The 12,785-nt window shown below is 39.7% G+C and carries 12 protein-coding genes; 8 read left to right on the top strand and 4 right to left on the bottom strand.

The annotated features are described in order from the left end of the window. Positions 1-9: 9 nt before the first annotated feature. Entirely contained in the window at positions 10-2,835 is a 2,826-nt protein-coding gene (locus Q0H92_RS00870; RefSeq protein ID WP_296010565.1) for a DNA translocase FtsK, read from the bottom strand. Between the two features lie 183 nt (positions 2,836-3,018). On the opposite strand from Q0H92_RS00870, the gene rsmI reads away from it, so the two are divergent. The 6 genes from rsmI (at position 3,019) to Q0H92_RS00840 (ending at position 8,276) form a co-directional block, all read left to right on the top strand. Next, positions 3,019-3,768 (top strand): 16S rRNA (cytidine(1402)-2'-O)-methyltransferase, encoded by a 750-nt coding sequence (gene rsmI / locus Q0H92_RS00865; protein ID WP_296010562.1) that lies wholly within the window; start codon positions 3,019-3,021, stop codon positions 3,766-3,768. Then, entirely contained in the window at positions 3,740-4,027 is a 288-nt protein-coding gene (locus Q0H92_RS00860; protein ID WP_294015379.1) for a flagellar biosynthesis anti-sigma factor FlgM, read from the top strand. Before rsmI ends, Q0H92_RS00860 begins: the two co-directional genes overlap by 29 nt. Before the next feature lie 77 nt (positions 4,028-4,104). Next, positions 4,105-5,259: an iron-containing alcohol dehydrogenase gene (locus tag Q0H92_RS00855; protein WP_296010558.1), complete on the top strand. Its 1,155-nt coding sequence runs from the start codon at positions 4,105-4,107 to the stop codon at positions 5,257-5,259. After that, positions 5,259-6,071 carry a TrmH family RNA methyltransferase gene (locus tag Q0H92_RS00850; protein WP_296010556.1) on the top strand — a complete coding sequence of 271 codons (813 nt, stop codon included), beginning with the start codon at positions 5,259-5,261 and terminating at the stop codon, positions 6,069-6,071. The genes Q0H92_RS00855 and Q0H92_RS00850 overlap by 1 nt, the downstream gene beginning before the upstream one ends. A gap of 55 nt (positions 6,072-6,126) precedes the next feature. Continuing rightward, positions 6,127-7,236, top strand: a complete 1,110-nt coding sequence (locus tag Q0H92_RS00845) for a glycosyltransferase (RefSeq protein WP_296010553.1) — start codon at positions 6,127-6,129, stop codon at positions 7,234-7,236. Next, the gene (locus Q0H92_RS00840; RefSeq protein ID WP_296010550.1) at positions 7,233-8,276 is read left to right on the top strand and encodes a hypothetical protein; all 1,044 of its coding nucleotides are present in this window, start codon (positions 7,233-7,235) and stop codon (positions 8,274-8,276) included. The genes Q0H92_RS00845 and Q0H92_RS00840 overlap by 4 nt, the downstream gene beginning before the upstream one ends. Here Q0H92_RS00840 and yfcE read toward each other — a convergent pair. Then, positions 8,248-8,805, bottom strand: a complete 558-nt coding sequence (gene yfcE / locus Q0H92_RS00835) for a phosphodiesterase (protein ID WP_296010547.1) — start codon at positions 8,803-8,805, stop codon at positions 8,248-8,250. The two genes, Q0H92_RS00840 and yfcE, sit on opposite strands and share 29 nt — an antisense overlap. 86 nt (positions 8,806-8,891) lie before the next feature. On the opposite strand from yfcE, the gene lspA reads away from it, so the two are divergent. Then, complete coding sequence (gene lspA / locus Q0H92_RS00830) at positions 8,892-9,437, top strand: signal peptidase II (RefSeq protein ID WP_296010545.1); 546 nt, start codon at positions 8,892-8,894, stop codon at positions 9,435-9,437. A gap of 3 nt (positions 9,438-9,440) precedes the next feature. After that, positions 9,441-9,809: a hypothetical protein gene (locus Q0H92_RS00825; protein ID WP_296010542.1), complete on the top strand. Its 369-nt coding sequence runs from the start codon at positions 9,441-9,443 to the stop codon at positions 9,807-9,809. Positions 9,810-9,989: 180 nt separating this feature from the next. Here Q0H92_RS00825 and Q0H92_RS00820 read toward each other — a convergent pair whose 3' ends face one another. Continuing rightward, the gene (locus Q0H92_RS00820) at positions 9,990-11,765 is read right to left on the bottom strand and encodes a dihydroorotate dehydrogenase (protein WP_296010539.1); all 1,776 of its coding nucleotides are present in this window, start codon (positions 11,763-11,765) and stop codon (positions 9,990-9,992) included. A 51-nt stretch (positions 11,766-11,816) separates the two neighbouring features. After that, positions 11,817-12,725, bottom strand: coding sequence for an orotidine-5'-phosphate decarboxylase (gene pyrF / locus Q0H92_RS00815; RefSeq protein WP_296010536.1), 909 nt, complete (start codon positions 12,723-12,725; stop codon positions 11,817-11,819). Positions 12,726-12,785: the final 60 nt, after the last annotated feature.

The following is a 12,785-nucleotide window of genomic DNA, read 5'->3' as shown; positions in this document are numbered from 1 at the left end:
TTAGCCTTTTTATGGCATATGAATAATTTCGCGTGGTTTGGAGCCGTTTGCAGGTCCTACAATTCCGCGCTCTTCCATTTCTTCTACAAGCCGGGCTGCTCGGTTATACCCAATGCTCAGTCTGCGCTGAATATAGCTTGCGCTTGCTTTTCCAGCTTGAACTACAATGTCCAGAGCTTTTTCATAAAGAGGATCTTCTGCGCCTTCTCCAAAAAGAGAAAGCTGGTCTGCGTTTTCGTCATCTTCATCATCAACGAAAATTTCATCGTCAATGTATTCCGGCTCGCCCCAGGCTTTTACGGCTTCAACAACATTTTCAACTTCCTGATCGCTTACAAATGCTCCTTGGATTCTTACTGGGAAAGGATCTGTTGCGCTGGCATAAAGCATATCGCCTTTTCCAAGAAGTTTTTCTGCTCCAACTTGGTCGATAATTATTCGGCTGTCCATTTTTGCGGCAACCATGAATGCAATTCGGCTTGGAATATTTGCCTTTATGAGACCTGTAATTACATCTACGGAAGGACGCTGTGTTGCAAGAACAAGGTGAATTCCAACCGCACGGCTCATTGCTGCAAGACGAGCTACAACGCCTTCAAGTGCTTTTCCAGTTGTTGCCATCAAGTCCGCAAATTCATCGATTATTACGATTAAGTACGGAAGTTTTTCCGTTGCTATGTGCTGCTCAACAATTTTCCGGTTGTAGTTTGCTATGTCGCGGCATCCCATGCTGTCCAAAACTGCGTAGCGGCGTTCCATTTCGCAAAGGCAATATTGAAGAGCCTGCATCGCTTTTTTTGGTTCTGTTATAACTGGAGTCAAAAGGTGCGGAATTCCATTGTAAAGTTTCAGCTCGACTATTTTCGGGTCAATAAGAATCATCTTTACTTCATGCGGATTCCGTTTGTACAAAATGCTTAGAATCATGCTGTTTACGCAGACCGATTTTCCGGCTCCAGTTGAACCGGCAATCAAAAGATGCGGAGTTTTTACAAGATCCATTATTTGAGTTTCGCCTTGAATATCTTTTCCAAGCACAACAGGAACTGCCATTTTTTTCCATTCATTTCTTTGCTGCTCAATGCATTCCCTGAACGAAACAATCGCGCGGTTTCTGTTTGGAACTTCAATTCCGACGGCGCGTTTTCCTGGAATTGGAGCGACAATGCGGACTGAACTTGCCGCAAGACGCAATGCAATGTTGTCTGAAAGAGCAACGATTCTGCTTAATTTTACTCCCGGAGCTGGAAGAAGTTCGAACATTGTTACAACAGGACCTTTTCTTATTCCCGTAACTTCCGCATCGATTTTAAATTCACTTAAAGTGTCTTTTAGGCTTTTTGCAGCTTGCTCGGTTTCTTCATCGATAATCCAGTATTTGTTTTCGTCATAAGCTGTAAGCAGGTCCGTGGAAATTTTATACGGGCCGTTGTTTTTCTTTTTCGGCGGAAGCGGAATTGGCTTTGTGTTTCCGTCTTCTGTTGTTGTAAATGCGATTGGCGCGGAATTTTTTTCTTGAGCCGTAATATTTTCTTTTTCAACCTGAATTCGAGCGTCTTCTTCCATTTTTGAAAAAACACTTTCAAGATTTGAAGGCGAAGATTTTTTTTCATATAAAGAATTTTCTTCATTTGTTTCAGCATTGGAATTTTCAGCTGGAACATTTTCTTGGCAATCTGCATTTTCAAAAGAAATTTCTTGCGTTTCTTCTGGCTCTTCAAAATTTTCTTCAGTGCTGAAATCTTCTATTTCAAAATCGTTTTCAGTTTCTTGATTTTCATTTTCGTCTGAATCTTCTTCGGTTTCATCTTTTATTTCAAAGTCGTCTTCCGAAAGTTCCGTTTCATCAGCCTGATTTTCGGTTTCAAAATTTTCTGAGTCTTCAATCTCGTTTTCATCTTGAATGTCAAAATATTCGTCGGCTTGCTCTTCTGAAAAATCTTCCGGCTCTTCAAAATCAATGTTGTAATCAATTTGCTCGGAATTTTCTTCAAGTTCTTCCTGCTCGGCTTTTGAAATTTCTTCTGTCAAATCCATTGAGCTTTTTTCAAACAAATCGATTATGTCTTCTTCATTTTCTTCAGCGGAATCTTCATTTTCAGGAATTTGAATTTCTTCCTGAACAGTTTCATTGTGTTTTTCTTCCGGCGCGGAAACTTTGCCTTTTACATTTCCTTCTGAATCGATTGACCAGACGCCACGGACTTTTTTTGGCGGAATTTCAAAATCAAGTTCTTCCTCGGGAATTTTTTCCTCTTCCTCTTCCGGCGTTTCTTCTTTTTTGACTTTAACGGAAATTTTTGGCTTTGGAAAATTCAGCTTGCTCTTGATAATTGTTTTTATTTTTTTGGGATTAATCTTGATTTTTTTTATGTCGATGGAAATTTTTCGTTCCACAGCTTTTTCAATGTAAGTTGCGGCGGTTACGGCAAGCAGATATTCAAGCGCAACAAGAAGAAGCGCAATTGCAACCAATGTAAAAATTTTAACAAAGGCAATCGGGCTTGTGTCTTGAGCTGCAATCGTCTGGGAAGTCCGCTCGGCGATTACAAGTGTAAAAAATGGAACAATGCTTATTAAAAGAATAAAAGCTCTTTGAACTGACCATTTTGCGCTTAAACAAAACGAGCCTGCCACAAAGAAAAACGCAGGAATTAAAATGGAGCAGATTCCATAAACAGAAACGAGCATTTCTCCCATTTTAAAAAGAATATTTTTTCCTGAGGAAAGTCCGAAGTCCAGCGCGCCAAGAAAAAGACCTATAGAAAATAAAGCCGCCACGCAATACAAGGCAATTCCTGTAAGAGTTGCGGCAATTCTTTCTTTTTTTGTCATTGTATTTTTACCTTCTAATTTTTCTTTGATAAGTTCGAGAGCCAGTTTTTAGCAGAAGCAGAATTTAAAACAAGTCCTCGCTTAATTATCGGTTTTTTTTCCGCGAAGTTAAGCCGAAGAAAAATCCCAAAGCTGCTTTTAAACATTGCAAAAAAATATTAGTAATTGTATACTATAAATACGGTGTCGGAATTATATATTGTAGCTACGCCCATTGGAAATTTGGGCGATATGACTTTTAGGGCTGTTGAAATTTTGAAAAGTGTTGACGTTGTTGCGGCGGAAGATACTCGCCATACGCTTCAATTGTTGAATCATTTTGAAATCCGAAAGCCTTTGGTCAGCTGCAGGGCGCAGAATGAGCAGTTTGCATCTGAAAAAATTATAAAGCTGCTTGATGAAGGTCAGAAAGTTGCCTATGCAAGCGATGCTGGAACTCCCGGAATAAGTGATCCAGGGGCGGTTCTTGCAGGTCTTGCGCGCAAAGCAGGTCATTCTGTTATTCCGATTCCAGGGGCAAGCGCTTTTGCGGCATTGGCAAGTGTTGCAGGCGCAGGTGGAAAAACTTTGATTTTTGAAGGTTTCCTTTCTCCAAAGCCGGGCAGAAGAAAAAGCCGGGTAAAGGAGCTTTTGGAAACTGGAGATGCCGTTATTTTGTACGAAAGTCCGTTTAGAATTGTAAAACTTCTGTCGGATATTGCCGATATTGAAAGCAGTCGCCGTGTTGTTGTGGGCAGGGAGCTTACAAAACTTCATGAAGAAATAACAGAAGGCACGGCGCAGGAAGTTTTTGAAGATTACAGTTCCCGTCAGAAGATTCTTGGGGAATTTGCCGTTTTTATTTCAGGAAATAAAAATGTCAAGATTTCAGAGGAATCTTCCGATAAAATAAGAGAGGCAAGATATGATGATAAACAAGATTTCAGAGGTTAATGCTCTAAACACATTGCAGAACACAAAGCGTTCAAATAATGTTGCAGGTTCTCAGTATGCGTCTGATGAAATCAGTGTTTCCGATGAAGCCAAAGCTATGGCAGAAGCTATGTTTATGAATAAAGTGGCAGAGGAAACTCCAGATGTTCGTTCTGAGCTGGTGGAGCAGATAAAGCTCAAGATTCAAGATCCAAATTACCTCAATGAAGCTACGATTGCAGCTACTGCGGATCAAATTCTTAGCGCTTACGGTTTGTAATTTCCGTATTTTTTTGCAGGGGATAAATTAGGGCGGAATAGTTCCGCTCTTTTTTTTTGCAGGAGTTTTTTTCTGATATGGCAGATTTTATATTCAAAATTTCACCTAATATTGTTCTTGGTTCTTATACTGCGACTCGGCTTGGTCAGTATGCGTTGGAGTATGGCTCTAATTTTTTAGTTTTAATGGATCCTGTTCTAAAGGAGTCTGGAACAGCTTCAAAAGTTACGGCATCTCTTAAAGAAAGAAATGTTGATTATTTTGTTTTTGACGAAATTCCGCTTGGAGCTGACTCAGAAACTGCAAAAGTTGTTTTAAAGCTTGCTCAGGATGCAAAAGTTCATGGAGTTATTGCTGTTGGCGGCGGAAAAACACTTTCGCTTGCCCGCATTGTCTGTGCTCTTTATTACGAAGATTCCAAGAGCATCTACGATTACATTGATGAAAATTTAGTTCCGCCTAAAAAAATTCTTCCGCTTATCTGTCTGCCTTCAACGAACAGAGATAATTTTATTTTTACAGACAGAGCTTTTATAACTGATGCGCGTTCAACAAAAGTAAAGCTTATAAAAACGCAAAACGGACTTTGCAAGCTTGTTATTTGGGATCCGAATCTTCAGATGGCTTTGACAGAAAAGCAAATTTCTTGTATGGCAATTGAAGCCTTGGCTTTTGCGGTTGAAGGATATTTAAGCCAGAAATCTACTTTTTTCAGCGATATGATTATCGAAAAATCCGTTCAGCTTTTGAGCTATGCCGAAGATGGTGCGCCGAATCTTTCTGTTACAACTCCGCAGGAAGTTCTTTTGGCTCAGGGCGGATGCATGGCTTCTTTGGGAGCTGCCTCAAGTTCTTTTGGTGCTGCAAATCTTCTTTCGCTTGCAATAAATTCTCGGTATAAAATTTCCCGCTCGCTGATTTCTGCAATTTTGCTTCCGTATATTATTGAAGATGCGGCTTCTTTCAAGGCTGAAAAACTTGCGGTTCTTTCGCGACTTTTGAATGCTTCCCGCCCGGAAGATTCAGTTTCTTCGGCTGTTGCTTCTCTTGCGGACTATGTAAGGCAAAAAATCGCAAAGATAAATATTCCGGCACGTTTAAAAGACCTTTCGCTTTCTATAGAACAGCTTTCTGTTGCGGCGGAAGATGCAGGCGAGCTTGAGCTTATGAACAGTCTTCAGCGCAGCATGACAACTGACGATTTGTTTGAAATCATAAAGAAGGCTTACTGATGATAAATCCTGGAAAACTTTTTCAGCTTGAACCGGGACAAAAAAGACGCAAGCTGGCTCTTACTTTTGGCGAGCTTGAACGCGATATTGCCGGCATTGCAGAACATGGAACTGAATATAATTTTCCGGGAATGGCACGCGCAGAATATACAAAAACTGTTGCGCGGATTGTGCTGGATGACCCAAAACTTCCAGAAAGTGCCGCCGAAGAACTGAAAAAACTTATTGAAGCGGAAAATTTTGATGAGCGAAGGGTTTGTAATTTTGCCCGGAATTCTTTGCTTGCTATCATAGGAACTTTTCCGGCTGAATGGGATTTAGTTATTGCGCCGCATTCTAATGAAAATCTTTATGTCCAAAGCAGAAAATTTTTCAAAGGCGTGAGTGTTTATGCGGAAGACATCCGCTCTCCGTTTAATATCGGTTCTATTTTTAGAACTGCGGAAGCGATGGGCTGCGAAAGTGTTTTTATTTCCCCGAACTGCACAGATCCAAATCAGCCTCGCGCGTTAAGAAGCGGAATGGGCTGCATAGAAACTTTGGGCTACAAAAGATGTTCCTTGGAAGAACTTCCGCAGGACAAGCCTGTTTTTGTTTTGGAAACAGGCGGAACTCCAATAACTGAATTTTCTTTTCCAAAAGAAGGAATCGTAATAATCGGCTCGGAAGAACTTGGAGTAAGCCCAGAAGCGTTAAAAAGAGCCAATTACGGAAGAGTTACAATTCCGATGACAGGATTAAAAGCGTCTTTAAATGTTGGCGTTGCTTTTGGAATTCTTATGCAGGCTTGGGTTCAAGCTCTTTCAGACTGAAATTCATTGAAAACAATTCAGATTTACATTAAAATTCACTCATAGGAAAACAAAAATGAAAGTTGCAATTGTACATGACTGGCTTGTAAATTATGGCGGCGCGGAAACTTGGGTTGAATATATGCTTCGTCTTTATCCAGATGCTGACATTTACACTCTTGTGTACAACAAAAAAAAGATGGGCAGCCATTTTGCCAAGAATAAAATCTATACTTCATATATACAGAAACTTCCTTTTGCTTCGCGGATTTATACAAAGCTTTTAAAGTTCATGCCGAATGCGTTTGAATCCTTTGATTTTTCAGGATATGACTTGGTGCTTTGCTCTTCATCTTGCTGTGCAAAAGGTGTAATTACTCCGCCTTCTGTTCCACATATTGCATATATTCATTCTCCAATGCGTTATGCCTGGGATTTGTTTTTTGACTACAGAAAGAGAAGCGGAAAACTGACTCGCTTTTTTATGAACCGCTGGATTCCTGCTTTGCGGCAGTGGGATTTTATTTCAAGCCAGAGAATTGACGCTGTTGTTGCGAATTCAAATTACATTGCCCGGCGTATAAAAAAATTCTGGAACTTGGATGCTAAAGTTGTTTATTGCCCTATAAACACTGAACGGTTTTTTCCTGCTGATGTTGAGCCTGAAGATTTTTATGTCGCTTTTTCCCGCCTTGTGCCTTACAAGCGCATTGATTTGGCTGTGAGCGCGTGTAAAAAACTTGGACGCAAACTTGTCGTTATCGGTGCTGGCTCTGAAATGGAAAATCTAAAGAAACTTGCAGGAAACGAAAAGAATATTCTTTTTGCAGGAAGAGCAGAAGATTCAGAAGTGCGCTCATATCTTCAGCGTTGCCGTGCTCTTATTTTTTGCGCGGAAGAAGATTTGGGGCTTACACCTTTGGAAGCTCAGGCTTGCGGCCGGCCTGTAATTGCATTTGGAAAAGGCGGGGCTTTGGAAACTGTCATTGACGGAAAAACAGGCATCTTCTTTGACAAGCAGGAAACAGACAGCGTTGCGTCTTCAATTCTTGAATTTGAACAGCTTGATTCAAAAGGCACATTCAAAAAAGAAAAAATTATCAGCCATGCGCGCCAGTTCAGCATAGAAAAATCGCTTGAGCAGTTCCAAAAAATCATCAAGGAAACACAGGAAAAGTTAAAATGACAAACCAGACTTTGGCAGACTTGCTTGTTCTTGCGCTGCTTTTTATTGGAAACGCCAGATTTGTTTTTGTAAATCATTCCAGAAAAGATTCTCTATCGATTGCGCCTTTTGCGGGGCTTTTTATTGCAGTTATAAACATTTTTGTTTTTACGCTTTCTGTTGAAAATTTTCTGATTTTTGCGCTTGCATTTTTGTCTGCCGTTTGGAATGTCCGCTCCGTTTTAAGGATGTTCTCTGATGTTATTTTGGATCAGTATGAATTAAAGCTTATTTTGATTTGCTCGCTAAATGCTCTTTTTGCCGCGCTGATGATTTTTGCAGTCATTTATTTCCGCCCGATAAATCCTAAAAAAAATCGCCTGCCTGTAAAGCAAAATACGGTTTTGTATTCAGGAAGTTTTCAAAAAGGATTTTCAGAATTAAAAAAGCCTTTTACAATTCCTTCTGCAAGACTTTATAATTTTGAGCCGGAAACAGAAAGTCCTGCAGGAAGAAAAATTGTTTTGTTTGCGCCGCCAGAAACAGCAGATTCTGAAATTTACACATCATTTTTTTACAAACTTGCATATAATGGATTTTCTGTTTATTCCTTGGATTTTTATGATGAAATTAATCTGGCCTCAAAAAAGGGTATAGATTTAAAGTGGATAAGGCGATTTTTGGCAATAACACAAAAGATTTTTAATCCTGAAAAATATGAGCAGACTCAAAAAAATTCAGATTTTATAAACGAAAAGTTTTGGATTTTGCTTTCGTTGTGCAATCCTACAGAAAAAGATACAATTTTCTTGGTTACAGATGAAGATTTGTCTGGCTCAATGCAGTCTGTAAGCCAAAAAAGTTTTGTAAAAATATTCGGTAGCTTTGATTTGGCTTACATAGATGATTATACAACAAAAGGCTTTGGTCCTGTTGAAAATACAGAGCCAGTTTTGGGTACAGTTCTTGGGGTATACCCAGACAGAAGCGGATATATGTCAAATCATTTGGGTACAGTTCTGACAGATTTTATCAATACTCAGATGATAAGCGGATACTAAGTTTTTCTTCATTGCTTTCCAGGTCTTTCCAGCAAAATCTGTCCCCATCAAAAACTATATAATTGTGCCAGGAATTTTCTTTTGGTAGCGAAACTGACCCTGTATTTAGGTACAGATAGTTTTCGTGCTTAACAATTTTTGGCACATGGAAATGTCCGCAGAGCAAAATGCTTCCGTTTGGCATTTTTAAAGGATTTACCTCGTTAAAAATGTGTCCGTGGGTTGCAAAAATAAGTTTGCTTCCAACATCGAGAATTGCATATTCCGCCATAATCGGAAAATTCAAGACCATTTGGTCTACTTCGGAATCGCAGTTTCCTCTTATGCAAGTGATTTTTTCTGAAACTTCATTTAAAAGCGCAGTTACAATTTTTGGATTGTATTCTTTCGGCAAGTCATTTCTTGGACCATGATACAAAATGTCGCCTAAAAGCAAAAGCCTGTCTGCCTTTTCTTCAGTGAATTTTTCAAGAAGTTTTTTGCAATAAAAAGATGAGCCATGTATATCAGAAGCAATCAGCCATTTCATGCCAAAATAATAGAGAAAATGCGAATCTGCTTCAAGTGCATTTTGAATTGTTGTAAAGCCCGGCGTTTTTGTACTATAATTATTCTATGAATCAGAACACAAAAAACAAACTTTTGCCGCTTACACTTTCTTTTGCGGTGATTCTTCTTGATCAGATTACAAAGTGCCTTGTTGTGAAATTTATTCCGCGACTTACAGTTTTTGCCGATGATGCTGTAATTGAAATTTTTGGAAAATATCTGCGCTTAATTCATGTCCGCAACAATGCGATTGCGTTCAGTATGGGTTCGGGGCTTTCCGACGGGCTTAGAGGAATTCTCTTTGCGTTGCTTCCGCTTCTTGTGATTATTGCGGTTTATGTGATTTATTTTAGAAACAATGAATTTACAAAGCTTCAGCGGTGGGCTATCTGCGGAATTCTTGGCGGCGGAATTGGAAATTTGATTGACCGCTTTTTCCGTTCAGAAGGAGTTGTTGATTTTGTTGACTGCTATTTTTTTGGACTTTTCGGAATGGAACGCTGGCCGACATTCAATGTTGCAGATGTCGCGGTTGTTGTCTGTGGAATTATTTTTGTAATAACGTTTGTGTTTCAGGTAAAATCTGACCACGAAAACAATAAAAAGGAATAAATTATGAACAAAAAAGTTTTTTATCTTCTATATATATTGATTTCAAGCATTGTGAACATTCTTTTTACTGCGCTGATAATTGGCTCGCTTTTTGGAATTTGCTTTGTCTTTTTGAAATTTGTTTTTCATGCGGCTAGTTTTGAAGCGTATGGAAATGCACTGTTTGGAAGCTTTACAATCGGACTTGTATTAAGCTTTTTTCTTTACTCAAAAATCACAACAAAAATTGTAAAAAAATATTCGCTTGATGAAAAATTCGGCGGTTCACCTAGAAAGTCAAAAGACTCTTCTGAAAATGCAGCTGCCGCAAGAAAAACAGTTCTTCCTGATTCCGTAAAAGAAGAGGAAGAAGATGAAAAGTGGCGTGAATAGAATGTTTGCCCAAAAGGAATACTTCCTAACTCCCTAAGTGAATATCCCTAAGACCTGAAGTAATACTTCCTAAGACCCATAGGAATACTCACTTAGGCTCTTAGGAATACTCTCTCAGCCTCTTAGGAAGTATTCCTTTAGTTTTTATAAGCTTAATGATTAGAGCAGCAGTATTTTTTGCTATTGTTGTGCGATTCCGCGGAAGTCATCAATTTTCTTGTATCCGTGGGATTTCATAAAGTTTTTCAGTCCTTCGATGATTTCTAGCATTGTCTTTGGATTTGAAAAAGTTGTTGTTCCAACCTGAATTGCCGCCGCTCCTGCCATTATAAATTCTACTGCGTCCTGCCATTTTGAAATTCCGCCCAAGCCGATTACAGGAATTTGCTGTTCTTTCGGAAGCGAATTTACTGCTTTTACAACGTCATAGACCATGCGGAGCGCAATTGGTTTTACGGCAGGTCCGCAAAGTCCGGCTTTTATATTGTCGAATACAGGGCGTCCGCTTTCAATGTCGATTGCAACGGCTTGAATTGTGTTTATCAGGCTTAATGCGTTTGCTCCGGCTTTTATGCAGGCAAGGGCTACAGAAACCAAGTCCGGCGCGTTAGGGGACAGTTTTACAATCAAAGTTTTTGATGTTGCTTTTCTGACTGCGCTGACACAAGTGAACGCTGCCTCTGGATTTATTCCCCAAGCCATTCCGCCAGCCTTTACATTCGGACAGCTTATGTTCAGTTCAATTACCGGAACTGAAGTTTTGTCTAAAAGATCTGCGCCTTTTACGTAAGATTCAAGATCGTGGCCTGCGAGGTTTGCAATTGAAACTGTGTCCAGTTTTAGCATTTCTGGAAGCTCGTTTTGAATAAAGTGCGGAACTCCAGGATTTTCAAGACCTATTGAATTTATGTCGCCAGATGAAACTTCGATAACACGTTCACCAAAATTTCCTCCCTTCGGTTCTAAGGTGAGGCCTTTTGAACTTATTCCGCCTAGCTTGGAAACATCAAAAAATCCGCGGTAATTTTGTCCAAATCCGAATGTTCCGCTCGCCGCGATTACTGGATTCTTGAACTTTATTCCTGCAATTTCAACACTTAAATCTGGCTCTATGTTTTGCGGCAATGGATTTCTTTTTGTAAATGATGGCTTTTCAAATTCTAGAATTTCGGCATTAAAAACAGGACCGTCCTTGCATACTCTGTGGTTTCCTTCTTTTGTGCGTACTGTGCATCCAAGGCAAGCTCCGGCTCCGCAAAGCATCTTTTTTTCTATGCTTAAAAAACATTTTACGCCCGCTTCTTTTGCGATTTTTTGTATATAGGCCAGCATTGGAGTGGGACCGCAGGCATATATTGCGCTGTACCCTTCCTTTTTTATGGTGTCAGATGTAAGCGCGGCTGTTACCATTCCGTGTATTCCGACCGAACCATCGTCAGTTGTTATTACGAGTTTTTCTGGTTCTATATTTTCTAAGCCATAAGAGCCGCTTTTAAAGCTTGCATAGAAGTCGTAGCTTTTTGTTGGAAGCGATGAGGCAAAATTTGCAACTGGGGCAACTCCAATTCCGCCGCCGCATAAGCAAATCTTGCCGTCTGTTTTTTCAAAACTGTTACCTAAGGGACCAGACAGTTCTACTAAGTCGTTTTTTAAAAGGTGGCAAAGCTCAACTGTACCTTCTCCTTTTTGCAGGATTAAAAACTGTACCCTTAAAATGGTGTCAGATTTTCGCTCGGCATGATAAACACTTATTGGGCGACCAAACAGAACATTGCTTCTTGCGCTTTTTACAAGATAAAACTGGCCTGGCAAAGGTGAAATTTGGGTTTTCCGTTCAAGCTCAAGTTCTGTTTCCAAAAGAAATACATTGCCATGAATTTCCTTGCATTCTGTAACTTTTGCATTTCCTGAAAAAAGAATCCCATTTCCGTCTTTGTCAATTTCTGGTTTATCCATAAAAAGTTCCTTGTTTTATTAATGACCGTTAGTTTGTGTATTTAGCAACTCTCAACTAATGTTAGTTAATTCAGTTTTTGAAGCTATAGCAGCTTTTGCGGCGGTTTCTACTATGTCATCAAATGAAAGAAGTTTTCCGTCCTGCTGTTTTTTTATGCAGTCTGAATCTTTTTTCCAAGCGCATAGAATTCCGCGGGAAGAATTTACAGTTCCGCCTGCATTTTTTAACAATGCTGCGCAAATGCTTGCGGCTCCACCTTGTGCGCCATATCCTGGAATTAAAAAGAAAATGTCTTTATAAGTTTGCCTAAGATAGTTTGCGTCGCTTTCTTCTGTGCATCCTACAACTGCTCCAACAGGGCTGCAGGTTTGCTCTGGAAATGTTTGTTTCATTTGAGTGCTTAACCGTTCCAGTTCTTTTCCGACTTCGTCTAGCACGCGTCCGCCTGATTTCAGCTCTTTTTGCTCAATGTCTGTCATTCCCGGGTTGCTTGTTCTAAGCAGGACGAAAATTCCTTTTCCTTTGGAAGCGCAGAATTCTGTAAATGGCTTTAATGTGTCGAATCCCATATAAGGATTTATTGTAATTATGTCTGATTCAAAATCGCCTGAAAAATGGGCTTTTGCATAAGCGCTTGCTGTGGCTGCAATGTCGCCTCTTTTTATGTCAGAAATGCAGATTAGCCCGGAATCTTTTACGGCTTTTAAAGTCTCGGCATAAACTTTAAGCCCTTCAATTCCCATCGCCTCGTAGTAAGCAATTTGTACTTTAAAACAGCAGGCGCTTTTGTCTTCTGTAATTTTTTTTATTAAAAGTTTATTGTATTCAAGAACAGCTTGCGCCGGTGAAAACTTTTCAACTAAATTCTGCGGAATATAAGACGGATCTGTGTCTAGTCCAACGCAAAGCGGTCCGTTTTTTGCGGCTAGCTCTTGTAAAATCTGCATATTGTGTTTCATACGCTGATTATACCATGAGCTAGTTTTAAAAGTCTATTGCTGTGCAAAACTGAAAAATGA

The organism is uncultured Treponema sp. (assembly GCF_934725225.1).
Classification (GTDB): domain Bacteria; phylum Spirochaetota; class Spirochaetia; order Treponematales; family Treponemataceae; genus Treponema_D.
Note: the sequence above shows the minus strand (reverse complement) of the source record. Positions and strands in the feature narration are given on the sequence as shown.

Excerpts from the sequence above, each read along its gene's own strand:
- Q0H92_RS00855 (WP_296010558.1), top strand. The coding sequence starts at position 4,105 with ATGGCAGATTTTATATTCAAAATTTCACCTAATATTGTTCTTGGTTCT.
- Q0H92_RS00820 (WP_296010539.1), bottom strand. The coding sequence starts at position 11,765 with ATGGATAAACCAGAAATTGACAAAGACGGAAATGGGATTCTTTTTTCA.
- Q0H92_RS00850 (WP_296010556.1), top strand. The coding sequence starts at position 5,259 with ATGATAAATCCTGGAAAACTTTTTCAGCTTGAACCGGGACAAAAAAGA.
- Q0H92_RS00860 (WP_294015379.1), top strand. The coding sequence starts at position 3,740 with ATGATGATAAACAAGATTTCAGAGGTTAATGCTCTAAACACATTGCAG.
- pyrF (WP_296010536.1), bottom strand. The coding sequence starts at position 12,725 with ATGAAACACAATATGCAGATTTTACAAGAGCTAGCCGCAAAAAACGGA.
- Q0H92_RS00870 (WP_296010565.1), bottom strand. The coding sequence starts at position 2,835 with ATGACAAAAAAAGAAAGAATTGCCGCAACTCTTACAGGAATTGCCTTG.
- Q0H92_RS00840 (WP_296010550.1), top strand. The coding sequence starts at position 7,233 with ATGACAAACCAGACTTTGGCAGACTTGCTTGTTCTTGCGCTGCTTTTT.
- lspA (WP_296010545.1), top strand. The coding sequence starts at position 8,892 with ATGAATCAGAACACAAAAAACAAACTTTTGCCGCTTACACTTTCTTTT.
- yfcE (WP_296010547.1), bottom strand. The coding sequence starts at position 8,805 with ATGAAATGGCTGATTGCTTCTGATATACATGGCTCATCTTTTTATTGC.
- Q0H92_RS00845 (WP_296010553.1), top strand. The coding sequence starts at position 6,127 with ATGAAAGTTGCAATTGTACATGACTGGCTTGTAAATTATGGCGGCGCG.
- Q0H92_RS00825 (WP_296010542.1), top strand. The coding sequence starts at position 9,441 with ATGAACAAAAAAGTTTTTTATCTTCTATATATATTGATTTCAAGCATT.